This window comes from Paracoccus zhejiangensis, from assembly GCF_002847445.1.
Taxonomy (GTDB): domain Bacteria; phylum Pseudomonadota; class Alphaproteobacteria; order Rhodobacterales; family Rhodobacteraceae; genus Paracoccus; species Paracoccus zhejiangensis.
Genome location: NZ_CP025430.1, coordinates 1,996,750 through 2,022,605, shown reverse-complemented (window position 1 = coordinate 2,022,605; position 25,856 = coordinate 1,996,750). Strand labels below are relative to the sequence as shown.

Here is a 25,856-nt window from a genome sequence, read left to right as displayed (position 1 = left end):
TAGGCTGTCCCAAGATCGGGGGGCCGCACCGGATGAGCGACAAGGTCCATATCGAGGAAATCGAGCACGCGCTGCGGGGGCGGGCGACCGGGCGTGACGATCTGGTGTCCGAGTCCTGGCGGCGCTGTGTCGAGCTTTACGGCCTTGACCCCGCGCGGCGCGACCCGGCGCATATCGTCACCGATACCGAATTGCGCGAACATCGCGAGCAATCCGAGCGGCTGATCGCCACCGCAAGGTCCGGGCTGCAATCGCTGTTCCGGCAGGTGGCCGGGCAGAATTACGTGCTGCTTCTCTCGGATGCCAAGGGCGTCTGCGTCGACTATTTCGGCGATCCGCAATTCGAGGATGAATTGCGCGGCTCAGGTCTTTTTCTCGGCTCGGACTGGGCCGAGGACCGGGCGGGCACCAGCGCGGTCGGGGCCTGCCTCTATACCGGCCAGCCGCTGACCATCCATCAGACCGACCATTTCGGCATCGCCCATACGCCCTTGTCCTGCACCGCCGCGCCGATCTTTGACAGTCTGGGCAAGCTGACGGCGGTGCTGGACATCTCGCTGCTGCGTTCGCCGGGGCCGAAATCCAGCCAGCGTCTGGCGATGACGCTGGTGACATCCTCCGCGCGCCGGGTGGAACTGGCGAACCTGATGGCCGAGAGCCGCCGCGAATGGGTGTTGCGCTTGGCCGAGCGGCCCGAGTTTCTGGACGTGGACCCCGAGGCCGCGATCACGCTGGACGGGTCGGGCCGCATTGTCGGCTTTACCGGTGGGGCGGCGGCGATGCTGGCCGAGGGCGGGGCGGGGGCGCTGCTGGGGCAAAGCATCGACAGCTATCTGGACCTGTCGGTCGATGAACTGCCCGACCTGATGCGCGACCGCCCGACCGAGCAGCGGCTGATCCGCACCCGCAACGGGGGCGCGCTCTTCGGCCATGCCATCGCGCCGCAGAACCCGCGCGTCGGGCGCGCAGCGCCGGCGGCAACCCGGCGCGGGGGCGCGCTGGCCGATCTGGCCGGTGCCGATCCGGCGATGGATGCGCTTCTGGGTCAGGCCGAGCGGCTGGCACCGACCGATATTCCGCTCGTCCTGGCCGGCGAGACCGGCACCGGCAAGGCGCGGCTGGCGCGTGCCATCCATACGATCGGGCGCCCCGGTGCGCGCCTGCTGGTCGAGGATTGCGCCCGGCTGGACATCGCCCGGCTCGAGGCGGCGATGGCGGGCGGCGAGGGTCGGGCAGGCACGCTGCTTCTGCGTGGGCTCGATGACCTGCCGCAGGATCAGCAGCCGCAGCTGTCGGCCCTCCTCGACGCGCATCCCGAATGGCGGATCGTCACATCGGCCCGGCGCGATCTGGCGGGGCTCTTGCGGCCCGATCTCCTCTACCGCGTCAGCGGCGCGGTGCTGGCGGTTCCGCCCCTGCGGCAGCGGCGGGATTTCGACTGGCTGGTCGACCGGTTGCTGCGCCGGCGCATGTCGGACGATCCGCGCCTGTCGCCCGCCGCCCGCGCCGAACTGGCCGGCCGCAACTGGCCCGGCAATATCCGCGAGCTTGAGCGGGTGCTGGATGTGGCCGTGGCACTCGCCGGCAGCCCCGTCATCGACCTGACCGACCTGCCGCCTCCGCTTGCTGCCCCGGTCGCGGCGGACGAGGCCCCGGATGACGAGCTGGAACGGGTGCTGGAAGCCTGCGGCTGGAACATGTCCAAGGCGGCGCGCCGGCTGGGAGTCAACCGCTCGACCATCCTCAGGCGGATGCGCAAGGCCGGGATTGCCGTGCCGCAGTGACGGGTTGTTGCGCGTTCTGTTGCGCGCGCAACATCGCCCGCCGGCAAGGCTAGACCAAGGTCGTAAGCGCCGGATTTGGGGACTGCCCGGAATCGCGCCCTTGCGTCACCTTGGACCCATGTTGACAGACGGGAGGAGACGATGCTCGACACAACCGCAAGCGATCGCGTCCAGATCATTCTGGACCGGCTGAACGAGGCGCTGGCCAAGGGTGACACCGCCGCCGCCGCCGCGCTGTTCCTGACCGACAGCTACTGGCGCGATCTGGTCGCCATTACCTGGAACCTCAAGACTGTCGAGGGGCCCGAGGCGGTCAAGGCCATGCTCGACGCGCAGCTGTCGCAAGTGCAGCCGGTGCGCTTCCAGATCCAGGACGGCGAGGTGCCGGCGGAAGACGGCGGCGTCACCACCGGCTGGATCACCTTCGAGACCGCCAAGGGGCGCGGCTGGGGGCTGGTAAGAATTCGCGAGGACCGCATCTGGACCCTGCTCACTGCGTTGCAGGAGCTGAAGGATCACGAGGAGCCGAAGAACTTCCGCCGCCCGATGGGGGCCGAACATGGCGCCGACAAGGATCGCCAGACATGGAAGGAAAAGCGCGAGCACGAGGATGCGACCCTCGGCTACGAGACCCAGCCCTATACGGTCATCATCGGCGGCGGGCAGGGCGGCATCGCCCTTGGCGCGCGGCTGCGGCAGATGGGCGTTCCGACCATCATCCTCGACAAGCACAACCGTCCGGGCGACCAGTGGCGCAGCCGTTACAAGTCGCTGTGCCTGCATGACCCGATCTGGTACGACCACCTGCCCTATCTGAAGTTTCCCGACAATTGGCCGGTTTTTACCCCCAAGGACAAGATCGGCGACTGGCTGGAAATGTACACCAAGGTGATGGAGCTGAACTATTGGACCCGCTCCGAGGTGACAAAGGCCAGCTTCGACGAGGCCAGTGGTAAATGGACGGTCGAGGTCAATCGCGACGGTGAAAAGGTCGTGCTGCAGCCGACGCAGCTGGTGCTGGCCACCGGCATGTCGGGCAAGGCCAACAAGCCGAAATTCCCCGGCATGGACGACTTCAAGGGCGAGATCCAGCACAGCTCGGAGCACGAGGGGCCGGACCGCTGGAGCGGCAAGAAGGTGGTGGTCATCGGCTCGAACAACTCGGCCCATGATATCTGCGCCGCCTTGTGGGAAAACGGCGCAGACGTGACCATGGTGCAGCGGTCCTCCACCCATATCGTGCGCTCGGATTCGCTGATGGAGATCGGGCTGGGCTCGCTCTATTCCGAAGAGGCGGTGCAGAACGGCATGACGACCGAGAAGGCCGACATGATCTTTGCCTCGCTGCCCTACAAGATCATGCACGAATTCCAGATCCCGCTTTACGACCAGATGCGGGAACGGGATGCCGAATTCTATGCCGGTCTGGAACGGGCCGGCTTTGATCTCGACTGGGGCGATGACGGTTCGGGCCTGTTCATGAAATACCTGCGCCGCGGCTCGGGCTATTACATCGACGTCGGCGCCAGCCAGCTGATCATCGACGGCAAGGTGAAGCTGGTGAAGGGGCAGGTGGATCACTTCGAGGCTGACGGCGTGGTGCTGTCGGATGGCACGAAGCTCGAGGCCGATCTGATCGTGCTGGCCACCGGCTATGGCTCGATGAATGGCTGGGCCGCCGACCTGATCAGCCGCGAGGTTGCGGACAAGGTGGGCAAGGTCTGGGGCCTCGGCTCGGACACGACCAAGGACCCCGGCCCCTGGGAGGGAGAGCAGCGCAACATGTGGAAGCCGACCCGGCAGCAGAACCTGTGGTTCCACGGCGGCAACCTGCACCAGTCGCGGCACTATTCGCTGTATCTCGCGCTGCAATTGAAGGCGCGGCATGAGGGGATCGATACCCCCGTCTATGCGCTGCAAGAGGTGCATCACAAGGGGTAGCCAAAGCGGTATGGCCCGTGCGACCAGCACGGGCCGCGCCCGACCCTCCCACCGGGAGGGCGCATTGCAACGCCGCCATCAGCACAAGGCTTGGATGTGGCTTGCACCATAAAGTTCTGCAACCGAGTCGCCGCGAGCGCCCACCCGAGGGACGGTCGCGGCCCTCAACCCTGCAAGCGTAGCTTTGCTATGCCGTCATCTCATGCGCCCAGGGCGGGTTCGCCCCGTGGCGCGAGACGGTGATCGAGGCGGCCTGTGCGCCAAGGGTCAGCGCCGCCAGCAGATGCTCGGCTGCAAGCGACTCCAGCCCCTCGGGGGTCAGCATCCCCTGGCGCGACAGGCTGGTCAGCACGCCGGCATTGAAGGTATCGCCGGCGCCGATGGTGTCGGCGACCTGCACCCGGAACGAGGGGGCAAAGACCGTCTCGCCCGCCCAATGCGCCCGCGCGCCCTCGGAACCGCCGGTCTGCAGCACCACCTTGGGACCAAGGCCAAGCACGGCGCGCGCGGCCTCTTCATGCGAGGCGCCCGGATGCAGCCATTCCAGATCGTCGCCCGACAGCTTCACGATATCGGCCATGGGCAGCATCCGCGAAAGCCGGGCGCGATAGGCGGCCTCGTCCTGGATGAAGAAGGGGCGGATGTTCGGGTCGAGCATGATCGGCAAGCGCCCGCGTTCCCGCGCCACCAGCGATTCGACCGCCGCGCCGCAGGGATCGGGGACAAGGCTGATGCCACCGGCGAAAAGCGCGGTGATCTGCGAGGGAAGGGCGGGCACTTCGTCCGGGTGCAGCATCCGCCCCGCCGATCCCTCGTCATAGAAGGAATAGCGCGCCTCGCCGCCCGTCAGGGTGACGAAGGCCAGCGTGGTCAGCCGGTCGGTACGCGGGCAGAGGTCGATATCCACCCCGGCCTCGACCAGCGGGCGCAGCAATTGCTCGCCAAAGGGATCGCGCGAGATCGGCCAGAAATAGGCCGTGGGGACACCAAGCCGGCCAAGCGCGACGGTGGTGTTATAGACCGCCCCGCCCGACAGCGGACGGTACTGGCCGTTCTCCGGCACCATGTCGATCAGCGATTCGCCCGTGCACAGGATCATTCTGGCCCTCCCTCGAATAATGCCGGTATGTTAGCGTATGACAATGGCGCGAAACAGCCCCCTTGAGAGGTTGCGGCAAGGAAGGGCGGATTGTCCAGAACTTGCGCCACCTGGGCGCGCCCCAGACCCGCTAATAGCCCTGGATGATGTAGTCGCCATCGCGGTCGAACCCGCCCGGCAGGTTCAGCCCGCCGCCGCCGTCGAACTGGACATAGCCGCCCTCGTTCGCCAGCCAGACCATCGCCGCGATCGCCAGCGCCGCCAGCAGCACCGCCATTGCGATCTTCCACGCCGAATAGGGCCGTTCGCCCTGCACCCGGCCCGACTGGCCGTTGACGATGAAGCGATAGCTTTTGCCGTTGTATTTATAGGCGGCGGTCCAGACCGGCAGCAGGATGTGCTTGAAGGTCTCGCCCGAGAAATCGGTGCGGATCTGCTCCACCCGTTGCTCGTCCCCGCCGATGTCGCGGCGCGCATCCATCATGATCACCCCGGCCATCTCCTGCCGGGCGATGCCATGCCCCTCGGACAGCGGGATGGTGTAACGCTCGGCCTCGAAACCGGCGAGGTATTCGGGCCGGTAATCGACCAGATGCGACAGGTCCCAGGGCGTCAGCCCGTCGGTGAAGCGGCGCGGCAGTGACGATGAGGCCAGAACCAGAACATCGTTGAAATCCCGCGCCACCTGTCCCGCACTGCGGCGCCAGCGAATGCGGCGCACCTGCTGGGCGACCCGCTGGCTGCGGCCATTCACCTGCTGGGTGACATAGACCGTCTCGTAATAGTAATCGCCGCGCTGACCGGAATAGTCCGACCGCGTGCGCGCGTCGAAGGTCCAGAAGGGCGAATAGACCCCGGTCATCTTCCGCCCGCGCCGGGCATAGGCCAGAAGGCCCGAGGGCGCGAACCACAGCCGGCCCATCCAGTCCTCCATCGCAGCCCGCGCCTTGCCCTCGTCCAGCACGAAAGGCAGCACGCCCTGCGGCTTCAACTGCCGGGTGACGCCGGTATCTGTGACGACCGGGGTGGCGCAGAAGGGGCATTCGGTGGCGTGGCTGTCGGCATCCACCTCGATCTTGGCGCCGCAATTCGGGCAGGAGAGGGTTCGCACCTCCTCGACGAACTCGCTGCCCTGATCCAGCCGAAGGCCCTTGTCGAGCGGGATCTCGACCAGTCCCGGTGACTTGTGCTGCGCGTCCCATTGCAGCGCCCGGCCGGTCGAGGGATCCAGCAGGATCGCCGCCTCGCCATCTGCCCCGCCCTGTTTCTGCCGGGCGGGGGCGCGGGATTGGCCCTGTCCGATGCGCTGCGTGTGCCCGCAATAGTCGCAGACCAGCACCTCCTGACCCGGCTGGAAGCGCAGGCTGGCCCCGCAATTCTCGCAGGGATAGCGGTATTCGGACTGCGGCGTCGGCATTTACGCCTGCGGCGGTGCGGGCGGCGTGGGCAGGGGCGGCGGCATGTTGGTGAAAAGCTGCGCCAGTTCCGTCACCTCGTCGGCGGGTTTCCAGCCGTCCTGACCGGGGGTCCAGACCAGCGTCTCGCGGGTGAACGTGCCCTCGGCGGCCAGACGACCCAGATGGCCCCGTCCATAGGGACCCTGCGCTGCGCCATCGACGGCGATGTGCCAGACCGTTTCCGAAGCTTTGGGCATTGGCGGAGGAGTCGCCGCGCCCGCCTGCGCTGGACGGGCACCCCATGGCCCCATGGCCATCCCGCCCATCGCCATGCCCATGCCCATGCCTGCGCCAAGCCCGGCACCCAGACCTGCGCCCGCGCCGCCCGGATTGGTGCTGGCATTCAGCATCGCCTCGCCGGTCGCATATTGGTTGAAGCGGTCCAGATCGCCGATGATTCCCATGCTGGTGCGCTTGTCCAGCATCTTCTCGACCTCATCCGGCAGGCTTATATTCTCGATGTAGAATTCCGGGATGGTCAGCCCGTAGGCTGCGACGGTGGGCGCGATGGCCTTGGCGACCATCTTGCCCAGCTGTTCGGTATTCGCCGCCATATCGAGCACCGGAATCCCCGAACCAGCGATCATGCGCGAGAATTCCTGCACGATGATATTGCGCAGCTGGAAGCTGATTTCGTCCTTGGTGAATTCGCCATCGGTGCCGACAATCTCGGCCATGAACTTGGCCGGGTCGGTGACGCGCATGGAATAGGTGCCGAAGGCGCGAAGCCGCACCGGGCCGAATTCCGGGTCGCGGGCGATGATCGGGTTCTTCGTCCCCCATTTCAGATCGTTGAACCGCGTCGTGTTGACGAAATAGATCTCGGACTTGAACGGGCTTTTGAAGCCGTGATCCCAATGCTGCAGCTTGGTCAGGATCGGCAGGTTGTTGGTTTCCAGAAGATAGAGCCCCGGCCCGAAGACATCGGCCAGTTGCCCCTCGTGGATGAAGACGGCGGCCTGCCCCTCGCGCACGGTCAGCTTGGCGCCGTACTTGATCTCGTGGCCGTAACGCTCGAACCGCCAGACCATGGTGTCGCGGGTGTCATCGGTCCATTCGATGACATCGATGAACTCGCCAGAGAGGAAATCGAGAATGCCCATGGGATGCTCCGTCGGGAAAGGGGTTGCGATCAGCCGTCCAGCAACTCGGCAGCGATCTGCCGCACGATCGGGGCGGCTTCGGCCTGCGACATGCCGGGGCGCAGGCGGCGGTCATAGAGGATCCTCAGCAGCAATTCGTCATGCAGCGTCAACAGCGCGAATTCCTCGTCATCGTTGAAGATCGAGGGGCGGGACTCGGGGCTGTCATTGGCCAGACCCATGCCCTGCGCCAGTTCCTCGTGGATGCAGGAGCTGCGCAGGCGCGGCGGCAGTTCGGCCCGGATCAGCGCCACGGCATTCACATAGGTCGAGCCAGCACCGCGCGAATAGGCGAAGACGGTGCAGAAATTGCCTCGGTCCAGATCGCGCAGCGCCGCCACGTCGGTATTCGGGATGCCGGGCAGCAGGCGTTCCAGCCTCGGGCCCATCTCGCGGCGCTCGTCCTCGTTCAGGATCATGACGGCGAAATTTCCGCCCTCGCTGACCAGCCCGACCTCGTGGCCGGTGACACGGGCGAGGCGCGAGGCGAAGGCGGCGATCTCGCCCCGGTCGCGGCGTTGGGTGGCGATGTCGCTGGACGGCCCCCATTCGATCTGCATCCGCACCGGGTCCTGCCAGCGGCGCAGTGGCGCGGTGTGATGATCGGCGACGAGGCGCTGGCCGTCGCGGCCATATTCGTCGCGCAGGGCGACCTGCAGGAAATCGCGGGCCAGATCCTCGGCGGTGAAGGAGACATCCTCGGGCACGCGCTCGGTCCTGAGCTTGCCACGGGCAATCAGCGCGGCCTCGCTGCTGGCCAGATAGCTGCGGATATTGCCGACCGGGGCGCTGTCCTCCAAACGGGCGGCGGCATTGGTGGCGCGGGCACGTTCGGCCCGTGCCTCGCGGATCTCGGCCTGACGCAGCGAGGCGAGTTCCTCGGGCGTCGGTCCCTCGGGTTCCGGTTCGGGTTCGACCACCGGTGGCGGGGCAGGGGGTGGGGTGTCGGTGCAGGCGGTCAGGGCCAGCAATGCAGCCAGAAACGGGGCGGCCGGAACGCGGGGACGAAAACTCATGAACAGGCCAGCCGCCATCGGTTTACCTCGGGGACGTGATGCGGGCGGGCTGACCGGCGGCGGAGACCGGACGGGCGCGGGCCGAGGCCAGCGCGTCGCGCAGATCGCCCTCCATCTGCCGCAACTCCTCTTCGGCGGCAGCACGGCGGGCCTTGCCCTCGTCGGCGATGCGCAGGCTGTCCTCGATCGTGGCGATCAGATGGGCATTGGCGGTGCGGACGGATTCGATGTCGAAGACGCCGCGCTCCATCTCGGTGCGGATGGCGCTGTTGGCCTGGCGCAGGTTCTCGGCATTGCGGGTCAGAAGCTCGTTGGTCAGGTCGGTGGCCGCCTTCACCGCACCGGCGGCCTGTGCGCTGCGCTGGATGGTCACGGCCTGCGCCAGCTGGGTTTCCCACAGCGGCACGGTGTTCACCAGCGTCGAGTTGATCTTGGTCACCAGCGACTTGTCGTTCTCCTGAACCAGCCGGATCGAAGGCAGCGACTGCATGGTTACCTGCCGGGTCAGCTTCAGGTCATGGGTGCGGCGTTCCAGATCATCGCGCAGCGCCCGAAGGTCGCGCAGTTCCTGCGCCTCCATCACCTGATCGGCACCGCCGGCGGCCTGCAACTCGGCATCCTTGGCGGGAATGGTCTCGTAGTCCAACTCGCGCAGCTTTTCCTCGCCGGCGGCGATGTAGAGTGCCAGCTCGTCATAGAAGGCCAGCGTGCGTTCATAGAGCACGTCGAGCGACTTGATATCGACCAAGAGCCGCTGTTCGTGGCTTTCGAGATCGGTGGTGATCTTGTCGATCTGGGTCTGAACCTCTTCGTAATTCGCCACGAAACGGGCAAAGGGCGCTGCGCGGCCGGTCAGCTTTTCCCACCAGCTGCGGTTGCGGCGCATGTCGAGCTCGTTGACCGAGAAGCCGCGAATGGTGGTGACGATCTCGCGCAGCGATTCCCCGGCGGGTCCGACATCCTTGTTCTTCACATCGGCCAGCATCTTCTGGCTGATCTCTTGCAGGCCGGCCTGCGCGCGGCTGCCGAAATTCACCACCGAGCCGGTATTCTTCAGGTCGATCTCGTCCATCCGCTTGCGGATTTCCTCGGCCACCGGGGCGGGCGCATCGGTCAGCGGCACGATCTCGGGCGCAGGCTCGGGCAGGACCACGGCGGTCAGCTCTTCGATGTCCTTCGCCGCGGCCTCGGCGCGCGTCTTGCTGTCAGTGCTCATGGGCCGGTCCTTTGTCTGCGTCGGCTGTTGCGGGGCAGCATAGGCTGAAATCCCGGCGGTTCAACAGCATGTGCCCGGGGAAAGTTCCGGTCACGACCTACCGGATCGCAGCGCAAATGCAGCCGGGACAAGGGCCGCGGCGGCCAGCAGACCGGCCAGACCCAGCCCCGAGGCCTGCCAGCCCCAATGCGCGATGGCGGGGATGCTGAGCAGAGGCGAGAGGAACTGGCCCAGAAAGACCGAAGCGGTCAACATCGCCGCCATAGTGCCGCGACGATGGGCCGGGCTGTGCTGCAGCGACAGCGCGGTAAAGCCGGGAATGGTCAGGGCATAGCCGGCGCCGATGGCAGCGGCGGCCGTGCCAATGGTGGCGATGTCGCTGCCGCTGACGAGGAGCGCGAAGCCCAGAGCCATCAGCGCCAGGCCGATGGCCCAGTTTCCAAGGTTGCCGATGCGCGCACGCAGACGCGGATAGAACAGCGCGGAAATGCCACCGGCGATCATCAGCACGCCCAGAACCGCGCCGGTCAGCGCGGGTTCGGCATATCCGCGCACTTCGAGATAGAAGGGCAGTTGCGTTGGCATGGTGAAGAAGATCGTGGTGACGAGCATCTGCCCCAGCGACAACAGGCCGACGCCCAGCCCCCAGCCCGGTGCTGCCGCCGGATCAGTTGCGATCCTGTCGCCACGAATGCGGCGTGGTGGTTCGGTGATGGCGCGCGCCATGAAGGGCAAGACCAGCGTCGGCAGCGCGTAGATGGCGAAGGGTAGCCGGGCCGAGAGGCTGGCCAAGGCACCCGCAAGGGTGATGAAGGCGAAGCCGCCGAAATTCCGCGCGGCAACCTGCGCGCCGCTCAGCGCATGAAGCGCCGCACCGGAGAAATAGTCGCCCAGCAGCGCCGATTGCGCGGTCATGATCAGTGCCAGCGCCACGCCGAGAACCAGCCGGCTGGCGAGCATGTGGTTCAGGTCCTGTAGAACCAGCCCAGCACTGCCGGCCAGTGCGAAAAGGGTGATGCCGGTTAGCAGCAGCGGCCTGCGCCCGATCCGCTCGGCGGCGATGCCACAGAGCGCGGCGGTCAGGATGACCGCCAGCGAGGGCGCGGGCACCAGAAGCCGGATCAGCCAGGCATTCGCGGCGGTGTCGGGGAATTGTCGTTCCAGCCCCGGTAAGGCCGGGCTGATCGTCGCCGCCGCCATCACCGTCAGGCTCGCGGCCAGCAGCAGCGCGAGGGCGCGGGGATCATGGCGAAGCGCCTTGCTTTCGGGGAATTCGGTCTCGGTCATCGGGCTGCCCTCTTGCAGATTCGGGGTCTGACGGGCAGGCTACGAATTCAAGTCAACTTGAGGTCAAGTATGAAACTTCTGGATATTGCCGAGGTGGTCGAGGCCAGCGGCGTGCCGGCCTCGACGCTGCGCTATTACGAGGAACAGGGGCTGGTTCTGTCGGCGGCGCGGCACGGGCTGAGGCGGCAATACCTGCCGGGCGTGGTGCTGCAACTGGGCCTCATCAATATGGGCAAGGCCGCCGGCTTTTCGCTGGCCGAGATCGGCGCGATGTTCGGCGGCGATGGTCGGCCCGAGCTACCGCGCGACGATTTGCATCGTCGCGCCGACGCGCTGCAGGCGCAGGTGCGGCAGTTGGAGGCGCTTGCGGATGCCTTGCGCCATGTCGCCGACTGTCCGGCGCCCTCGCATCTCGAATGCCCGAAATTCCAGCGCCTGATGCGGGTCAGCACCGAGGCCGCGCGGCGTCGGACAAAAAGAAACGGGGGCCCGAAGGCCCCCGCGTCGTCTCGGACCTGAGGGATCAGGCCGCTTTCTTCTGCTGGCCGAAGCGGCCGTAGAAGCTTTCGCCCTTGGCGGCCATGTCGCGCAGCAGGGCGGGCGTCTTGAAGCGATCGCCATGGGCGGCAGTCAGACGGTCGCAGATCTCAACCGCGCGGGTTGCGCCCAGCATGTCGAGCCAGCTGAACGGGCCGCCCGACCAGGGCGCAAAGCCCCAGCCGAGGATGGCGCCGACATCGCCTTCGCGGATGTCTTCCAGCACGCCCTCTTCCAGCGCCCGGACGGCCTCCAGCGACTGCGCGAACATCAGGCGATGCTGAACGTCGGTCAGTTCGGGCTGCTCGTCCGAGACCGGCCATTCGGTGGCGAGGCCGGACCAGAAGTCACCGCGCTTGCCCTTCTCGTCATAGTCATAGAAGCCCGAGTTCGACTTCCGACCCAGACGGCCCTGATCGTAGAGCTTGAACAGCACCTCATCGACCGCGCCATCGGGATAGGCATCGCCCATCGCCGCGCGGGTCGCCTTGGCGATCTTCACGCCCAGATCGATCGAGGTTTCGTCGACCAGTTGCAGCGGACCGAGCGGCATCCCCATCAGCTTGGCGGCATTCTCGATCAGGGTCGGGCTGACGCCCTCGCCGACCATGCGGATGCCTTCGTTGATATAGGGGATGATGCAGCGGTTGGCATAGAAGAAGCGGGCGTCGTTGACGACGATCGGGGTCTTCTTGATCTGGCGGACGAAATCCAACGCCTTGGCGACGGCGCGCGGGCCGGTTTGCTTGCCCTTGATGATCTCGACCAGCAGCATCTTGTCGACCGGCGAGAAGAAGTGGATGCCGATGAACTGGTCCGGACGGCTGCTGGCCTTCGCCAACTCGCTGATCGGCAGGGTCGAGGTGTTGGTGGCGAAGATCGCGTCGGCGGGGATCACCGCCTCGGTCTTCTTGGTCACCTCGGCCTTCACGGCCACGTCCTCGAACACGGCTTCCACGATCAGGTCGCAGCCGTCCAGCGCGGCATAATCGGTGGTCGCGGTGATGCGGGCCAGAACTTCGGCCTTCTTCTCCTCGGTCGACTTCTTGCGGCTGATCGCCTTGTCCAGCAGACCTTCCGAATAGGCCTTGCCCTTGTCGGCCGACTCTTGCTTGGCGTCGATCAGCACGACCTGAATGCCGGCCATGGCCGAGACATAGGCAATGCCCGCGCCCATCATGCCGGCGCCAAGGATGCCGACCTTCTTCACCGACTGGTCCGGCGCTTCGGGACGGTTCGCGCCCTTCTCCAAGGCTTCCTTGTTGATGAACAGGCTGCGGATCATCGCGGTCGAGGAGGGGTTCATCAGCACATTGGTGAACCAGCGCGCCTCGATCTTCAGCGCCTGATCGAAGGGCACCATCGCGCCTTCATAGACCGCCGACAGCAGCGCCTTGGCCGCCGGATAGACACCCATGGTCTTGCCATGCACCATCGCGCTGGCGCCGACGAAGGTCGGGAAGCCTGGCGCGCTGTAGGGGTCGCCGCCCGGCATCTTGTAGCCCTTGGCATCCCAGGGTTTGACGATTTCGGCGTCAGTGGCCTTCAGCACCCAGTCGCGCGCAGCGGCAACCGGATCATCGACGACCTCGTCGATCAGCCCTGCAGCCTTGGCCTTGGCCGGGTCGGACATCTTGCCTTCCAGCAGGAAGGGGGCCGCCGCCATCGCGCCCAGCTTGCGCGACAGGCGGGTGGTGCCGCCGGCGCCGGGGAAGATGCCAACCAGGATCTCGGGCAGGCCGATCTTGGCCTTGGGGTTGTTCGCCGCGAAGATGCGATGGGTCGAGAGCGGCAGCTCCAGCCCGATCCCCAGCGCGGTGCCGGGCAGGGCGCTCGCGATCGGCTTGCCGCCCTTCAGGGTTTTGGCATCCATGCCGGCGCGCTCGATCTTGCGCAGCAGGTGATGCAGGGTCATCACGCCGTCGAACACGCCCTGCGCGCCGCCGTTAAGCTTCATCCCGGCGATGACGTTCAGGTCCATGCCGCCGGCAAAGTCCTTCTTGCCCGAGGTGATGACGATGCCCTTCACGGCCGCATCGGCCAGAGCGTCATCGATGAGGCCGTTCAGCGTGGCCGCGCCGTCAAGGCTCAGCACGTTCATCGACTTGTTGGGAACGTCCCAGGTGATCAGGGCGACGCCGTCGGCGTCCTTGGTCATGGTGAAATCGGTCATGTCGGAAACCTCCCCTTACACGCGTTCGATGATGGTGGCCGCGCCCATGCCGGACGCGATGCAGAGCGTGGCGAGGCCGACGTTCTTGTCCTGACGGTCCAGCTCGTCCAGCAGCGTGCCGATGATGATCGCGCCGGTCGCCCCCAGCGGGTGACCCATGGCGATCGAGCCGCCATTGACGTTGACCAGCGCCGGATCGACCTGGAAGGCCTGCATGAAGCGCAGGACGACCGAGGCGAAGGCCTCGTTCACTTCGAAGAGGTCGATGTCCTTGATGGACATGCCGCTGTCACGCAGGATCTTCTCGGTCACCGGCACCGGGCCGGTCAGCATGATCGTGGGATCGGTGCCGATCTTGGCGGTGGCGCGGATGCGGGCGCGGGGCTTCAGCCCATAGGCCTTGCCGAATTCCTCGTTGCCGATCAGCACGGCGCCGGCGCCATCGACGATGCCCGAGCTGTTGCCGGCATGGTGGATGTGGTTGATGCGGTCGAGATGGGGGTATTTCAGCATCGCCACCTTGTCGAAACCGGGCATCACCTCGCCCATGTCCTTGAAGCTGGCCTTCAGCTTGCCCAGGTCCTCGACCGTGGTGCCGGGGCGCATGTATTCGTCGCGGTCCAGGATGGTCAGGCCGTTCTGGTCCAGAACCGGCACGATCGAGCGGGCAAAACGGTTGTCGGCCCAGGCCTCGGCGGCGCGGCGCTGCGATTCAACCGCCAGCGCATCGGCCTCTTCGCGGGAGAAACCGTATTCGGTGGCGATGATGTCGGCGCTGATGCCCTGCGGCACGAAATAGGTGCCAAAGGTCAGCGTCGGGTCAACGGCAATGGCGGCGCCGTCGCTGCCCATCGGCACGCGGCTCATCATTTCCACGCCGCCGGCGATATAGGCCTGACCGGCCCCGCCCTTGACCTGGTTGGCGGCCAGGTTCACCGCCTCCATGCCGGACGCGCAGAAACGGTTGATCGCCAGACCCGGGATCGATTCATCGAGGTTCGAGGCCAGCACGGCCGAGCGGGCAAGGCAGGCGCCCTGTTCCTTGACCTGGGTGACATTGCCCCAGATGACGTCCTCAACCGCGTGACCTTCCAGGTTGTTGCGGTCCTTCACGGCATTCAGGAGGCGGGCGGACAGCGCCAGCGAGGTGACTTCGTGCAGGCTGCCATCGGCGCGGCCCTTGCCGCGCGGGGTGCGGACGGCGTCATAGATAAAGGCTTCGGTCATTGGTCCTCCTTTAGGCCCGGTCGGAGGGATTGCCGGGCATCAGATCATAGGGGTGTTTCCAGCCGGGCAGGGCGGCGATCGCGTCCAGCCAGCGGTTGATATGGGGCCAGTCGGCACGGTCGAAACCGAAAGGCTCGGGGTAATAGAGATAGCCGCAGCAGGCGAAGTCGGCGATGCTGGGATCCGTGCCCGCAACCCAGGTGCTGCGCGACAGGTGGTCGTTCAGGATCTTGTAGGTGCTTTTCAGCCGGCCCTGCTGGAAGGCGATGACCTCGGCCGGGCGCTTGTCCTCGGGCAGGAAATTCATCAGGAAACGGGTCGAACCCGCCACGCCCGACAGCTTGTGATTGTCGAACATCAGCCAGCGCAGGGTCTCGTTGCGGTCGGTGCCGAGGAATTTCCCGGTCTTCTCGGCGATGTGCAACTGGATCACCGCCGACTGGGTCAGGGTCAGGTCATCCTCGCGGAAGACCGGCACCTCGCCCATCTCGTTGAGGGCGCGGAAGGCCGGGCTGCGGGATTCGCCGCCGAAGAAATCGACATAGACCGGCTGCCAGTCGTAACCGGCCAGTTCCATGGTCAGCGCTGCCTTGTAGGCATTGCCGCTTTCGCCAAAGCACCAGAGTGTCGCGGTCATCTGCGGTTCCTCCTCGACAGCGGGGGCCTGCGCGGTCCCCGCACTCCCGCGGGATATTTTCCTGAAGAAGAAAGGGCGGATTAACCGTCCCGCAACCCTTCTTCCCTCGTCTCGGCCTCGCGGTCGAGGCTGGGAAGCCGATGACCGCTGAAGGAGAAAGCCCCGGTTTTCACCGCCCGCCGGTAACGCGCGGGCCGGGGCGGCCCTTCTTTCTCACTCAAATATCCCCGGCGGCGGCACACGGCACTCCGCCGGGGATGAGGGATCAGAACTGCTCGGCGTCCAGCGCCATGACCGGCTCGGCGCCCGACTGGATGCGCGCCAGGTGGGTGGCGGTGATCGGCAGCTGGCGCTTCATGAAATAGCGACCGGTGGCCAGCTTGGTGTTCAGGAACTGGGCATCGCCTTCGCCGGCATCCAGCTTGGCCTGAGCCGCAACCGCCATCTGCGCCCACATCAGGCCCATCACGGTCTGGCCGAAGAGATGCATGAAGTCATAGCTGCCCGACAGCGCCGCGTTCGGGTTCTTCATGCCGTTCTGCATGAAGAACATGCCGGCAGTCTGCAGATCCTTCGAGGCGGCCTTCAGCGGTTCTATGAAATCGGCGGCCAGCTTCTCGTTGGCGCCATGTTCCTTGCAGAAGCCCTTGACCATCTCGAAGAAGGCCATGACCGGCTTGCCGCCATCGGCTGCCAGCTTGCGGCCCACCAGGTCCAGCGCCTGCACGCCATTGGCGCCTTCGTAGATCATGGTGATCCGGGCGTCGCGGACGAACTGGCTCATGCCATGTTCCTCGATATAGCCGTGACCGCCGAAGACTTGCTGCGCCATGACCGCGGTGTCAAAGCCCTTGTCGGTCAGGAAGCCTTTCAGCACCGGGGTCAGCAGCGAGATCATGCCCTCGGCTGCGGCATCGCCCGAATGGGCGCGGTCGATCATGTGGGCGCCCCAGAACGTCATCATCCGCGCGCCTTCAAGAAAGCTTTTCTGATCCATCAGCGAGCGGCGGATATCGGGATGCACGATCAGCGGATCGGCCGGGCCCTTGGGATTGGCGTCACCGGTGACGGCGCGGCCCTGCAGGCGGTCCTTGGCATAGGCGACGGCGTTCTGGTAGGCGGGCACCGCCACGGCGTAGCCCTGCAGGCCGACGCCGACGCGGGCCTCGTTCATCATGGTGAACATGGCGCGCATGCCCTTGTGCAGATCACCAAGGAGCCAGCCCTTGGCCCCGTCATAGTTCATGACGCAGGTCGAGTTGCCGTGGATGCCCATCTTTTCTTCGATATTGCCGACGCTGACCGCGTTGCGCTCGCCAAGCGAACCATCCTCGTTCACCAGGAATTTCGGCACGATGAACAGCGAGATGCCCTTGGTGCTTTCGCCACCGCCCGGGGCCTTGGCCAGCACCAGGTGGATGACGTTCTCGGACATGTCATGGTCGCCCGCCGAGATGAAGATCTTCTGCCCGGTGATCAGGTAGCTGCCATCCGCCTGCGGTTCGGCCTTGGTGCGCAGCATGCCCAGATCGGTGCCGGCATGTGGCTCGGTCAGGTTCATGGTGCCGGTCCATTCGCAGCTGACCATCTTCGGCAGATAGGTCTGCTTCTGCGCGTCGGTGCCATGGGCATGGATCGCCGAATAGGCGCCGTGGGTCAGGCCCTGGTACATGTTGAACGCCATGTTGGCCGAGACGAACAGCTCGCCCGTGGCGACACCCAGCAGGTAGGGCATGCCCTGACCGCCATATTCCGGGTCGCAGTCGAGCGCGGTCCAGCCGCCTTCCTTCATCTGCTCGAAGGCTTCCGAAAAGCCCTTCGGCGTGCGGACCACGCCGTTCTCCAGTACGCAGCCCTGCTGGTCGCCCACCGTGTTCAGCGGCGCCAGCACTTCCTCGGCCAGCTTGCCGGCGGCTTCCAGGATAGCGTCGGTAAAGTCGCGATCCAGCTCGTCATGGCCGGGCAGGCCGGATTGCGACACGTTCAGCACGTCGTGAAGGATGAACTGCATGTCGCGGGTAGGGGCGTTGTAGATGGGCATGGTGTTATCCTGTTGTCTCGTCATCAGCCGTGATGGCGGCAAGGCGCCGTTCGGATTCGATCAATTGGTCTTTCAGTTCCTCGATCGCGCCGCGCAGTTCGGCATATTGCCGTTCCATGTCGGTCAGTCTTTCGCGCGAGGCGGAAATCGTGGCTTCGATCTGCGCCCGGTTATTCGGCCCGGGTTCGTAAAGTTCCAGCAGCTGGCGGATCTGCTCGAGGCTGAAGCCAAAGCGCTTGCCGCGCAGGATCAGCGTCAGCCGGGCGCGGTCGCGCCGGTCATACAGGCGGTGTTGCCCGCGGCGTTCGGGGAAGATCAGCTCTCGCGCCTCGTAGAAGCGCAGGGTGCGCGGCGTCACATCGAACGCGTCGCACATCTGGCGGATCGTCATCAATGAGTCTGGCATGTGTGGCGGCCTTTCGCGGGCTGCGGCTCCTCTGAACCCCGCTATAGACCAAAGTTTACGTTCGCGTAAGCGTAACGCGGCGTCACGACTTTCGGCGATCGAAAGGGCGACGCCGGGGGCCGGCTCAGCCGAGTTTGCTCAGCTCCTGCGCGGATTCGTCGCGGAGCTGCTTGAGGTCGGTGCGCGCCACTTCAAGCTCCAGGATCTGCTCGTTCAGCGCGTCAAGCTGTTCGTCCGCCCGGCGAATCCAGTATTGCAGCTGATCGCGGTTGCCCGCTTGCTCGTACATCAGCAGCCATTGCCGGATTTCCTCGAGCGAGAAGCCAAAGCGCCGCCCGCGCAGGATCAGGGTCATCCGGGCGATTTCCCGGGGTCCGTAAAAGCGGGCGCGGCCAACCTTGTTGGGGCTCAGCAGTTCAATATATTCGTAATAGCGCAGGGTGCGTGGCGTTACTTCAAATCGCGCGCACATTTCCTTGAAACTGACAAGCTGATTGTCTGGCATCCCGGTCCTCCGCACGCTTACATCGCAAGACTAAGTACTTGTCTCTCATATCACAACCACCGCATAGATTGCATAGACTTGTCGATGGTATGAAGGGACCGCAAGGCGAAAGCCGGTGAATCTGGATGGTAAGGCAATGACGGACGCGACAGACGGCCCGGTGAAAATCGATCGGGCGCAGCAATTCATAACCGCGCTGCCCTATGCAAGGGCGCTCGGGATGCGGATCGACGAGCTGGGCGAGGGCGTGGCGGTGGTGTCGATGCCGTTTGCCGATCACCTTGTCGGTGACCCACACAGCGGCGTGATTCATGGCGGTGTGGTCTCGGCGCTGATGGATACCTGCTGCGGCGCGGCGGTGCTGAGCCATCCGTCCGTCCGCTCGAGCACGGCGACGCTGGACCTGCGCATCGACTACATGCGCGCGGCGAAACCCGGCCAGCGGCTGAGTGCGCGGGCCGAATGCTATCACATCACCCGCTCGGTCGCCTTCGTGCGGGCGGTGACCACCGACGAGGACAGCGAGAACCCGGTGGCCAGCGCCACTGGCGCCTTCACCATCGAGGCGCCGCGCCATGGCTGACCGCAACGAACCCCTGTCGCAGATCAAGAGCCGCCGCGATGCGGCCCTGCAGGCGCTGGTCGCAGGCGTGCCGTTCATCCGCTGGCTGGGCATCCATTTCGACCGCCGCGGCAACGAACTGACGGCGGTGCTGCCCTTTGACGAGAAGCTGATCGGCAACCCGATGCTGCCGGCGCTGCATGGCGGGGCCACGGCGGCCTTTCTGGAAATCGCCGCCATCATCGAGCTGTCATGGACCGCCTCCTGGGCCGATGTGGAGGAAGGCCGGCTGACCCCCGATCCGGCCGATCCGAGCAGCATGCCGCGCCTGCCGAAGACCGTGGACATGACCGTCGACTACCTGCGCTCGGGCCTGCCGCGTGATGCCTATGCACGGGCGCGGGTGGTGCGGTCGGGCCGGCGTTATGCCAGCGTGCAGGTCGAGGCCTGGCAGGATGACCGCAGCCGCCCGATCGCGCAGGCTACCGGGCATTTCGTCATGCCGAAGAATGGTTGAACCCGTCCCGCAAGGGGCGGTGCCGGTCGAAGGGGCACCACTGACCAATCGCCGGGTGCTGGCGATCGCGTTGCCGATCGTGCTGTCGAATGCGACCGTGCCGCTGCTGGGGCTGGTCGATACCGGCGTGGTCGGCCAACTGGGTCAGGCCGCGCCCATCGGGGCGGTCGGCATCGGCGCGGTGGTGCTGACCTCGATCTACTGGGTCTTCGGCTTCCTGCGCATGGGCACCTCGGGGCTGGTGGCACAAAGCCACGGCGCCGGCGACGGGGCCGAGGTCGGTGCGCACCTTTTGCGGGCGCTGGTCATTGCCGGCGGGGCCGGGCTGGCGATGATCCTGCTGCAACTGCCGCTGTTCTGGGCGGCCTTCCAACTGGCACCGGCGACGCCCGAGGTCGAGGCGATGGCCCGCGACTACCTGGCGATTCGCATCTGGGGTGCGCCGGCCAGCATCGGGCTTTACGCCATCACCGGCTGGCTGATCGCCATTGAGCGGACCCGCGCGGTGCTGGCGCTGCAACTGTTGCAGAACGGGCTGAATGTCGGCCTCGACATCTGGTTCGTGCTGGGGCTTGGCCTCGGCGTGCCGGGGGTGGCCTGGGCCACGCTGATTGCCGAATGGTCGGGGCTGGCGCTTGGCCTCTGGTTCGCGCGCCACGCCCTGCGCGCGGCCATCGCTGCCGCGCGCAATGCCGCCACGCTGTTCGCCCGCGACAAGCTGTCGCGCTTTGCCCGCGTGAATGGCGATATCATGATCCGTTCGGTCATCCTGCAGGCCAGCTTCACCACCTTCATGTTCATGGCCGCGGGGCAGGGGGATGTGACGCTGGCCGCCAATCAGGTGCTGCTGCAATTCCTGTCGATCACCGCCTATGCGCTGGACGGCTTTGCCTTTGCCGCCGAGAGCCTTGTCGGGCAGGCGGTCGGCGCGCGCCAGCCGGCGCGGGTGCGGCGGGCCTCGATCCTGACCTCGCAATGGGGTGTTGCGGGGGCGGCGGCGCTGGGCGCGGTGTTCCTGCTGGGCGGGCCGGCGATCATCGATCTGCTGACCACCTCGCCCGAGGTCCGGGCCGAGGCGCGGCATTACCTGCTCTGGCTCGCCATCGCGCCGCTGATCGGCATTGCCAGCTGGATGTTCGACGGGATTTTCATCGGCGCCACCCTGACGCGCGAGATGCGGATCGCGATGCTGCAATCGGTGGCGGTCTATGCCGTGGCGCTGCTGGTGCTGCCGCCGCTTCTCGGAAATCACGGGCTCTGGGCGGCGCTGATGGTCTTGAACATAATGCGCGGCCTCAGCATGGCGCGGCTTTATCCGCGGGCCGAGGCGGCCGCCCAACCTGTCGCTGGCTGACGAATCAGCCCTACGCAGATCTTCTCGGGATGCGGGGGCAGGGCCCCCGCCGCCATGTCGGGCGCTCAGCGCGCCTCGTCGATGACCTGTTTCTTGGCCTCGATCATCAGCTCGACCATCTTGGTGCGGATGGTCTTCTCGTCGGCACGGCCTTCCAGGTCGCCGGCGAGCTTGCGATAGACATCGTCATCGCCGGGCTCTTCGAAATCCGAGGTGACCACGGTCATGGCATAGGCGCGCACGGCGTCGCCCTCCTTGCCCAGAAGCCCGGCCGCCCATTCGCCCAGAAGCCGGTTGCGCCGGGCCTCGGCCTTGAAGCGCAGTTCCGCATCCAGCGCGAATTTCGTCTCGTAGGAACGTTCGCGGTCGTCAAAGGTGGTCATTCAGGCCTCCAGCAAAAAACGTGAACCTGATATGCCCATTGCCGGGCCTTGCCGCAACCCTTATTGCCCCTGACCCCGTCCATGCCCTATAGCGCAAGCTCAGGGGCGACACCCGAAAGGACAGGTCACGCATGGCACCGCGGCGCAAGAAGATTTACGAAGGCAAGGCCAAGATCCTTTACGAAGGCACCGAGCCCGGCACGCTGATCCAGTATTTCAAGGATGATGCGACCGCCTTCAACGCCCAGAAAAAGGCCACGATCGAAGGCAAGGGCGTGCTGAACAACCGCCTGTCGGAATATTTCATGAACGGGCTGACCAATATCGGTGTGCCCAACCATTTCATCCGCCGCATCAATATGCGCGAGCAATTGATCCGCCAGGTCGAGATCATCCCGCTCGAGGTGATCGTGCGCAACTTTGCCGCGGGTTCGCTGTCCAAGCGCCTGGGGCTGGAAGAGGGTACCGCGCTGCCGCGCCCCATCGTCGAATACAGCTTCAAGAATGACGAGCTGGGCGACCCGATGGTCAGCGAGGAATACATCGTCGCCTTTGGCTGGGCCAGCCAGCAGGATCTGGACGATATCGTGTCGCTGGCGCTGCGCGTGAACGACTTCCTCTCGGGCGTGTTCTACGGTGTCGGTATCAAGCTGATCGACTTCAAGATCGAGATCGGCCGCATCTGGGACGGCGATTTCATGCGCCTGATCGTGGCCGACGAGATCAGCCCCGACAGCTGCCGGCTGTGGGACGTGAAGACCGGCCAGAAGCTGGACAAGGACGTGTTCCGCCGCGATCTGGGCAACCTGACCGACGCCTATACCGAGGTGGCCCGCCGCCTTGGCGTTCTGCCCGCCAATACCGCCAATCTGACCAAACCGACGCTGATCAACTAAAGGACTGCCGCCGATGAAAGCCCGTGTCACCATCATGCTGAAAGACGGCGTCCTTGATCCCCAGGGCGAGGCGATCCGCCATGCCCTGGCCGGGCTGGGCCACAAGGGGGTCAGCGGCGTGCGTCAGGGCAAGGTGATCGAGCTTGACCTGACGGGTGCCGACAAGGCCGCCGCCGAGGCCGAGGTCGCCCGGATGTGCGAGGGTCTGCTGGCCAATACGGTCATCGAGAAATACAGCGTCGAGATCCTCTGAGACGCCGCTCCGGCCGGAATTCCGGGCAGATTGCCCGAATTAACCGACATGGCGAGAGCGATGTGACCGTTGCATTTGGCGAAATAATATCGCCCTATGCCCGAACGATGCAGACAAACGCGCCCCAATCCCCCGCCCCGGTCATCGAGATCCGGGATCTCCACAAGGCCTATGGCTCTCTTGAGGTGCTCAAGGGCGTGTCCCTGACCGCGCCGCGCGGTCATGTGCTTAGCCTGATCGGGTCCTCCGGTTCGGGCAAGTCGACCTTGCTGCGCTGTTGCAACCTTCTGGAAAACAGCCAGCAGGGCCAGATCCTGTTCAATGGCGAAGAGGTTCGCTGGAAGGGAACGGGGCTTCACCGCCATCCGGCTGACCGGGCGCAGGTGACCCGGTTCCGTACCAACCTGTCCATGGTGTTCCAGCAGTTCAATCTGTGGTCGCACATGACCATCCTGCAGAACGTGATGGAGGCGCCGGTGACGGTGCTGGGCGAGAACCCGGCGGAGGTCGAGACCCGCGCCCGTTCGCTGCTGGCCAAGGTCGGCATCGGCGACAAGGCCGACAACTGGCCAGCCCAGCTTTCAGGCGGGCAGCAACAGCGCGCGGCCATCGCCCGGGCGCTCTGCATGCAGCCCACCGCGCTTCTCTTTGACGAGCCGACCAGCGCGCTGGACCCGGAACTTCAGCAGGAAGTGGTCAAGGTCATCAAGGACCTGGCCGGCGAGCATCGCACCATGATCATCGTCACCCATGACATGCGCCTTGCGGCGGATGTCAGTGACCATGTCGTCTTTCTGCATCAGGGCCTGATCTGCGAGGAAGGCCCGCCCGCCGAACTGTTCGGCGCCCCCAAGACCGAACGGTTGCAGCAATTTCTCAGCGCCACCATGGTCGCTTGATAAAGATTCCAACAGGAGAGTAAAAAAACATGAAGAAACTGATGCTTGCCGCCGCCGCTCTGGCCCTGACCGCGGGCATGGGCCTGGCGCAGGACACTGTCCGCATGGGCACCGAGGGCGCCTATCCTCCGTACAACTTCATCAATGACCAGACCGGCGAGGTCGACGGCTTCGAGCGCGAGCTGGGCGACGAGCTGTGCAAGCGGGCCGAACTGACCTGCACCTGGGTCAAGAACGACTGGGATTCGATCATCCCGAACCTCGTTTCCTCGAACTATGACACGATCATGGCGGGCATGAACATCAACGAGGAACGCAAGAAGGTCATCCAGTTCACCCAGCCCTACACGCCGGGCCTGCCTTCGGCCTATGCCGCGCTGGCCGCGGATGCCGACATCAAGGGCGGCGTCGTTGCCGCGCAGACCAGTACCATTCAGGCCAGCCATGTCGCCGAATCGGGCGCGACGCTGATGGAATTCGCCACCCCCGACGAGACTGTGGCCGCCGTCCGCAATGGCGAGGCTGACGCCGTCTTTGCCGACAAGGACTATCTGAAGCCGCTGGTCGAGCAGTCGAATGGCGAGCTGGTCTGGGTCGATGGCTTTGACACGGTGAAGCTGGGCGAGGGCATCGGCATGGGCCTGCGCCAGTCGGATAACGAGCTGAAGGAAAAATTCGACGCGGCCATTACCGCGATGAAGGAAGACGGCTCGCTGAACGAGATGCTGAAGAAGTGGTTCGGCGAAGACTCGCAGCTGTTCGAATGATCTGAAGCCGCCGCCGCCGGCCTGACACCGGCGGCGGCAAGCCAGGACTTATCATGTTCGCCCATTGCTCCGATCCGGCCTCGCTTGAAGGCCTGTCCTGGCTGATGTGTTATCTCACATCCAGCACGCATCTGCAGTTCTATGCCAGTTTCGGCACGGTTCTGGCGCTTCTGGCCATCACCGCCCCTATCGCGCTGCTGTTCGGATTTGGTGGGGCGATGGCCGCGCGATCAGGCTTCGCGCCGCTGCGGCTTTTCGGCAAAACCTATACCGCCATGGTGCGCGGCATTCCCGATATCATCTTCTTCCTCTTCGTGCCCATCGCGCTGGACCAGGGGCTGGAATGGATGCGCCACAAGGTGCTGTGCGACAGCGATGCGCCGGTGCGGCAGGGCAATGACTTCATCGTCTGCGCCGCGGCCAAGCTGCCGCTGTCGAACAGCCCCGAATGGGTGCATCAGGCCTATGGCTTTACCACCGCTGTCGTGGCCTTTGCCGTGGTCTTCGGCGCTTTCGCCGCCAACGTCCTTTACGGCGCCATGCAGGCGGTCCCGCGCGCGCAGCTGGAAACCGCCGAGGCCTATGGTATGTCGCCCCGCCAGGTGAATCGCCGGGTGCTGATCCCGCAGATGTGGACCTATGCCATTCCGGGCCTGTCGAACCTGTGGATGATCCTCATCAAGGCGACGCCGCTGCTGTTCATCCTTGGCATCGAGGACATCGTCTACTGGGCGCGCGAACTGGGCGGCACTAAGACCAGCGCCTTTGCCTATCCCCATCCCGACTGGCGGCTCTACTACTTCCTGTTCCTGCTGGTCTTCTACCTGTTCATGACCTGGATCTCGGAAAAGATCATCCATCGGCTGACCGGGCGGCTGTCGCGCGGACAGGCGACACTGGCAGGCGAAGCGCTGCGCAAGGCAGGTACGACATGAGCTGCGCTCAGACCTTCCAAGACTATGCCCTGCGCTCGATCGGCATTGGCGAGCGGCTGCTGCCGCGTTCGGATTTCGACCTCTGCCAGCAATTCGTGCTGATCGGCTCGGGCCTGATCTGGAACCTCTATTTCGGCATCCTGGCGCTGTTCTTCGGCTTCTTCCTCGCCAATGGCTTGGCCTTGGCCAAGGCCAGCCCCAATCCCTGGCTGAGAAAACCCGCGAACGGCTTCATCTTCCTGTTCCGGGGCAGCCCGCTGTTCATCCAGTTCTTCCTCGCCTATGCGGCGCTCGTCATGCTGCCCAAGCAGGGGATCAACATCTTCGGCATCACCATTGCAACGGGCTGGCTGACCCGGGCCTGGGCTGGCGCGCTGATCGTGCTGATCCTGAACACCGCCGCCTATTCGGCGCAGATCTTCTATGGTGCGCTGCAATCGGTGCCCAAGGGCGATCTCGAAGCGGCCGATGCCTATGGCATGACCGGCTGGAAACGCTTCCGCAAGATCGTCTGGCCGACCATGATGCGGCTGGCCTGGCCCTCCTATACCAACGAGGCGATCTTCCTGTTCCACGCCACCACGCTGGTCTTCTTCGCCAGCTTCCCGGCCTTCCAGCAGAGGGGCGACAGCCTCTATTACGCCGACTACTTCGCCGACAATACCTTCAACCCCTTCGTCGCCTATCCCATCGTCGCAGGCTACTTCATCCTGCTGACGCTGCTTCTGATCGGATTGTTCGGAATCGTGAACCGGCGGCTGAACCGGCATCTGCCCGGCGCCACCAGGCGCATCAAATACCGACCGCAACTGATCAGGTGAA

The 25,856-nt window shown here is 65.2% G+C and carries 25 protein-coding genes; 12 read left to right on the top strand and 13 right to left on the bottom strand.

Translation table 11 applies throughout. The annotated features are described in order from the left end of the window. Positions 1-32: 32 nt before the first annotated feature. Complete coding sequence (locus CX676_RS09775; RefSeq protein ID WP_101752449.1) at positions 33-1,784, top strand: sigma-54-dependent Fis family transcriptional regulator; 1,752 nt, start codon at positions 33-35, stop codon at positions 1,782-1,784. Between the two features lie 141 nt (positions 1,785-1,925). Continuing rightward, a complete protein-coding gene (locus CX676_RS09770) occupies positions 1,926-3,725 on the top strand; it encodes an NAD(P)/FAD-dependent oxidoreductase (protein ID WP_101752448.1) in 1,800 nt (599 codons plus the stop codon). 187 nt (positions 3,726-3,912) lie between these two features. Here CX676_RS09770 and CX676_RS09765 read toward each other — a convergent pair whose 3' ends face one another. From CX676_RS09765 to CX676_RS09740, 6 genes are all read right to left on the bottom strand, one after another. Next, positions 3,913-4,824: a carbohydrate kinase family protein gene (locus tag CX676_RS09765; protein WP_101752447.1), complete on the bottom strand. Its 912-nt coding sequence runs from the start codon at positions 4,822-4,824 to the stop codon at positions 3,913-3,915. 130 nt (positions 4,825-4,954) lie between these two features. Continuing rightward, positions 4,955-6,241: a zinc ribbon domain-containing protein gene (locus tag CX676_RS09760; RefSeq protein ID WP_232816403.1), complete on the bottom strand. Its 1,287-nt coding sequence runs from the start codon at positions 6,239-6,241 to the stop codon at positions 4,955-4,957. Continuing rightward, positions 6,242-7,384, bottom strand: coding sequence for an SPFH domain-containing protein (locus CX676_RS09755; protein ID WP_101752446.1), 1,143 nt, complete (start codon positions 7,382-7,384; stop codon positions 6,242-6,244). A gap of 29 nt (positions 7,385-7,413) precedes the next feature. Beyond that, positions 7,414-8,439: a DUF2927 domain-containing protein gene (locus CX676_RS09750; protein ID WP_232816402.1), complete on the bottom strand. Its 1,026-nt coding sequence runs from the start codon at positions 8,437-8,439 to the stop codon at positions 7,414-7,416. A gap of 22 nt (positions 8,440-8,461) precedes the next feature. Continuing rightward, positions 8,462-9,655, bottom strand: a complete 1,194-nt coding sequence (locus tag CX676_RS09745; protein ID WP_101752445.1) for a toxic anion resistance protein — start codon at positions 9,653-9,655, stop codon at positions 8,462-8,464. Between the two features lie 90 nt (positions 9,656-9,745). After that, positions 9,746-10,942 (bottom strand): MFS transporter, encoded by a 1,197-nt coding sequence (locus tag CX676_RS09740; RefSeq protein WP_101752444.1) that lies wholly within the window; start codon positions 10,940-10,942, stop codon positions 9,746-9,748. A gap of 69 nt (positions 10,943-11,011) precedes the next feature. Between CX676_RS09740 and CX676_RS09735 the strand changes: the two genes are divergently transcribed. Continuing rightward, positions 11,012-11,461 carry a helix-turn-helix domain-containing protein gene (locus CX676_RS09735; RefSeq protein ID WP_101752443.1) on the top strand — a complete coding sequence of 150 codons (450 nt, stop codon included), beginning with the start codon at positions 11,012-11,014 and terminating at the stop codon, positions 11,459-11,461. Between the two features lie 4 nt (positions 11,462-11,465). On the opposite strand, the gene CX676_RS09730 is transcribed toward CX676_RS09735, so the two are convergent. The 6 genes from CX676_RS09730 to CX676_RS09705 all read right to left on the bottom strand — a co-directional run bounded on the left by CX676_RS09730 (position 11,466) and on the right by CX676_RS09705 (position 18,468). Beyond that, positions 11,466-13,652: a 3-hydroxyacyl-CoA dehydrogenase NAD-binding domain-containing protein gene (locus CX676_RS09730; protein ID WP_101752442.1), complete on the bottom strand. Its 2,187-nt coding sequence runs from the start codon at positions 13,650-13,652 to the stop codon at positions 11,466-11,468. A 15-nt stretch (positions 13,653-13,667) separates the two neighbouring features. After that, positions 13,668-14,879 (bottom strand): acetyl-CoA C-acetyltransferase, encoded by a 1,212-nt coding sequence (locus CX676_RS09725; RefSeq protein WP_101752441.1) that lies wholly within the window; start codon positions 14,877-14,879, stop codon positions 13,668-13,670. Between the two features lie 10 nt (positions 14,880-14,889). After that, a complete protein-coding gene (locus CX676_RS09720) occupies positions 14,890-15,516 on the bottom strand; it encodes a glutathione S-transferase family protein (RefSeq protein WP_101752440.1) in 627 nt (208 codons plus the stop codon). Between the two features lie 265 nt (positions 15,517-15,781). Next, a complete protein-coding gene (locus tag CX676_RS09715) occupies positions 15,782-17,557 on the bottom strand; it encodes an acyl-CoA dehydrogenase C-terminal domain-containing protein (protein WP_101752439.1) in 1,776 nt (591 codons plus the stop codon). Positions 17,558-17,561: 4 nt separating this feature from the next. Next, the gene (locus CX676_RS09710; RefSeq protein ID WP_101752438.1) at positions 17,562-17,963 is read right to left on the bottom strand and encodes a MerR family transcriptional regulator; all 402 of its coding nucleotides are present in this window, start codon (positions 17,961-17,963) and stop codon (positions 17,562-17,564) included. Positions 17,964-18,087: 124 nt separating this feature from the next. Continuing rightward, on the bottom strand, positions 18,088-18,468 hold the full coding sequence (locus CX676_RS09705; RefSeq protein WP_101752437.1) for a MerR family transcriptional regulator: 381 nt from the start codon (positions 18,466-18,468) through the stop codon (positions 18,088-18,090). 136 nt (positions 18,469-18,604) lie between these two features. Here CX676_RS09705 and CX676_RS09700 point away from each other — a divergent pair, with 136 nt between their 5' ends. Genes CX676_RS09700 through CX676_RS09690 form a run of 3 tightly spaced genes read left to right on the top strand, consistent with a single transcriptional unit; the run spans position 18,605 to position 20,901 of the window. Beyond that, positions 18,605-19,051 (top strand): PaaI family thioesterase, encoded by a 447-nt coding sequence (locus CX676_RS09700; RefSeq protein WP_101752436.1) that lies wholly within the window; start codon positions 18,605-18,607, stop codon positions 19,049-19,051. Beyond that, positions 19,044-19,547, top strand: a complete 504-nt coding sequence (locus tag CX676_RS09695) for a PaaI family thioesterase (RefSeq protein ID WP_101752435.1) — start codon at positions 19,044-19,046, stop codon at positions 19,545-19,547. The genes CX676_RS09700 and CX676_RS09695 overlap by 8 nt, the downstream gene beginning before the upstream one ends. Then, entirely contained in the window at positions 19,540-20,901 is a 1,362-nt protein-coding gene (locus CX676_RS09690; protein WP_101752434.1) for an MATE family efflux transporter, read from the top strand. Before CX676_RS09695 ends, CX676_RS09690 begins: the two co-directional genes overlap by 8 nt. A 65-nt stretch (positions 20,902-20,966) precedes the next feature. Here the strand turns inward: CX676_RS09690 and CX676_RS09685 are convergent, their stop codons facing one another. Further along, the gene (locus CX676_RS09685; RefSeq protein WP_101752433.1) at positions 20,967-21,284 is read right to left on the bottom strand and encodes a DUF1476 domain-containing protein; all 318 of its coding nucleotides are present in this window, start codon (positions 21,282-21,284) and stop codon (positions 20,967-20,969) included. 131 nt (positions 21,285-21,415) lie between these two features. On the opposite strand from CX676_RS09685, the gene purC reads away from it, so the two are divergent. The 6 genes from purC to CX676_RS09655 all read left to right on the top strand — a co-directional run bounded on the left by purC (position 21,416) and on the right by CX676_RS09655 (position 25,855). Next, entirely contained in the window at positions 21,416-22,180 is a 765-nt protein-coding gene (gene purC, locus CX676_RS09680; protein WP_101752432.1) for a phosphoribosylaminoimidazolesuccinocarboxamide synthase, read from the top strand. 13 nt (positions 22,181-22,193) lie between these two features. After that, a complete protein-coding gene (gene purS, locus CX676_RS09675) occupies positions 22,194-22,433 on the top strand; it encodes a phosphoribosylformylglycinamidine synthase subunit PurS (protein WP_101752431.1) in 240 nt (79 codons plus the stop codon). A gap of 107 nt (positions 22,434-22,540) precedes the next feature. Further along, the gene (locus tag CX676_RS09670; protein ID WP_101752430.1) at positions 22,541-23,332 is read left to right on the top strand and encodes an ABC transporter ATP-binding protein; all 792 of its coding nucleotides are present in this window, start codon (positions 22,541-22,543) and stop codon (positions 23,330-23,332) included. 29 nt (positions 23,333-23,361) lie between these two features. Continuing rightward, entirely contained in the window at positions 23,362-24,099 is a 738-nt protein-coding gene (locus CX676_RS09665; protein ID WP_101752429.1) for a transporter substrate-binding domain-containing protein, read from the top strand. A 53-nt stretch (positions 24,100-24,152) separates the two neighbouring features. After that, the gene (locus tag CX676_RS09660) at positions 24,153-25,034 is read left to right on the top strand and encodes an ABC transporter permease (RefSeq protein WP_101752428.1); all 882 of its coding nucleotides are present in this window, start codon (positions 24,153-24,155) and stop codon (positions 25,032-25,034) included. Next, positions 25,031-25,855, top strand: coding sequence for an ABC transporter permease (locus tag CX676_RS09655; RefSeq protein WP_101752427.1), 825 nt, complete (start codon positions 25,031-25,033; stop codon positions 25,853-25,855). Before CX676_RS09660 ends, CX676_RS09655 begins: the two co-directional genes overlap by 4 nt. Position 25,856: the final 1 nt, after the last annotated feature.

Bases quoted from the DNA above. Each gene is read 5' to 3' on its own strand.
- CX676_RS09760 (WP_232816403.1), bottom strand. From the start codon at position 6,241: ATGCCGACGCCGCAGTCCGAATACCGCTATCCCTGCGAGAATTGCGGG.
- CX676_RS09775 (WP_101752449.1), top strand. From the start codon at position 33: ATGAGCGACAAGGTCCATATCGAGGAAATCGAGCACGCGCTGCGGGGG.
- CX676_RS09745 (WP_101752445.1), bottom strand. From the start codon at position 9,655: ATGAGCACTGACAGCAAGACGCGCGCCGAGGCCGCGGCGAAGGACATC.
- CX676_RS09695 (WP_101752435.1), top strand. From the start codon at position 19,044: ATGGCTGACCGCAACGAACCCCTGTCGCAGATCAAGAGCCGCCGCGAT.
- CX676_RS09770 (WP_101752448.1), top strand. From the start codon at position 1,926: ATGCTCGACACAACCGCAAGCGATCGCGTCCAGATCATTCTGGACCGG.
- purS (WP_101752431.1), top strand. From the start codon at position 22,194: ATGAAAGCCCGTGTCACCATCATGCTGAAAGACGGCGTCCTTGATCCC.
- CX676_RS09735 (WP_101752443.1), top strand. From the start codon at position 11,012: ATGAAACTTCTGGATATTGCCGAGGTGGTCGAGGCCAGCGGCGTGCCG.
- CX676_RS09715 (WP_101752439.1), bottom strand. From the start codon at position 17,557: ATGCCCATCTACAACGCCCCTACCCGCGACATGCAGTTCATCCTTCAC.
- CX676_RS09670 (WP_101752430.1), top strand. From the start codon at position 22,541: ATGCAGACAAACGCGCCCCAATCCCCCGCCCCGGTCATCGAGATCCGG.
- CX676_RS09730 (WP_101752442.1), bottom strand. From the start codon at position 13,652: ATGACCGATTTCACCATGACCAAGGACGCCGACGGCGTCGCCCTGATC.
- CX676_RS09705 (WP_101752437.1), bottom strand. From the start codon at position 18,468: ATGCCAGACAATCAGCTTGTCAGTTTCAAGGAAATGTGCGCGCGATTT.
- CX676_RS09750 (WP_232816402.1), bottom strand. From the start codon at position 8,439: ATGAGTTTTCGTCCCCGCGTTCCGGCCGCCCCGTTTCTGGCTGCATTG.
- CX676_RS09725 (WP_101752441.1), bottom strand. From the start codon at position 14,879: ATGACCGAAGCCTTTATCTATGACGCCGTCCGCACCCCGCGCGGCAAG.
- CX676_RS09765 (WP_101752447.1), bottom strand. From the start codon at position 4,824: ATGATCCTGTGCACGGGCGAATCGCTGATCGACATGGTGCCGGAGAAC.
- CX676_RS09755 (WP_101752446.1), bottom strand. From the start codon at position 7,384: ATGGGCATTCTCGATTTCCTCTCTGGCGAGTTCATCGATGTCATCGAA.
- CX676_RS09710 (WP_101752438.1), bottom strand. From the start codon at position 17,963: ATGCCAGACTCATTGATGACGATCCGCCAGATGTGCGACGCGTTCGAT.
- CX676_RS09655 (WP_101752427.1), top strand. From the start codon at position 25,031: ATGAGCTGCGCTCAGACCTTCCAAGACTATGCCCTGCGCTCGATCGGC.
- CX676_RS09740 (WP_101752444.1), bottom strand. From the start codon at position 10,942: ATGACCGAGACCGAATTCCCCGAAAGCAAGGCGCTTCGCCATGATCCC.
- CX676_RS09720 (WP_101752440.1), bottom strand. From the start codon at position 15,516: ATGACCGCGACACTCTGGTGCTTTGGCGAAAGCGGCAATGCCTACAAG.
- CX676_RS09660 (WP_101752428.1), top strand. From the start codon at position 24,153: ATGTTCGCCCATTGCTCCGATCCGGCCTCGCTTGAAGGCCTGTCCTGG.
- CX676_RS09685 (WP_101752433.1), bottom strand. From the start codon at position 21,284: ATGACCACCTTTGACGACCGCGAACGTTCCTACGAGACGAAATTCGCG.
- CX676_RS09690 (WP_101752434.1), top strand. From the start codon at position 19,540: ATGGTTGAACCCGTCCCGCAAGGGGCGGTGCCGGTCGAAGGGGCACCA.
- CX676_RS09700 (WP_101752436.1), top strand. From the start codon at position 18,605: ATGACGGACGCGACAGACGGCCCGGTGAAAATCGATCGGGCGCAGCAA.
- purC (WP_101752432.1), top strand. From the start codon at position 21,416: ATGGCACCGCGGCGCAAGAAGATTTACGAAGGCAAGGCCAAGATCCTT.
- CX676_RS09665 (WP_101752429.1), top strand. From the start codon at position 23,362: ATGAAGAAACTGATGCTTGCCGCCGCCGCTCTGGCCCTGACCGCGGGC.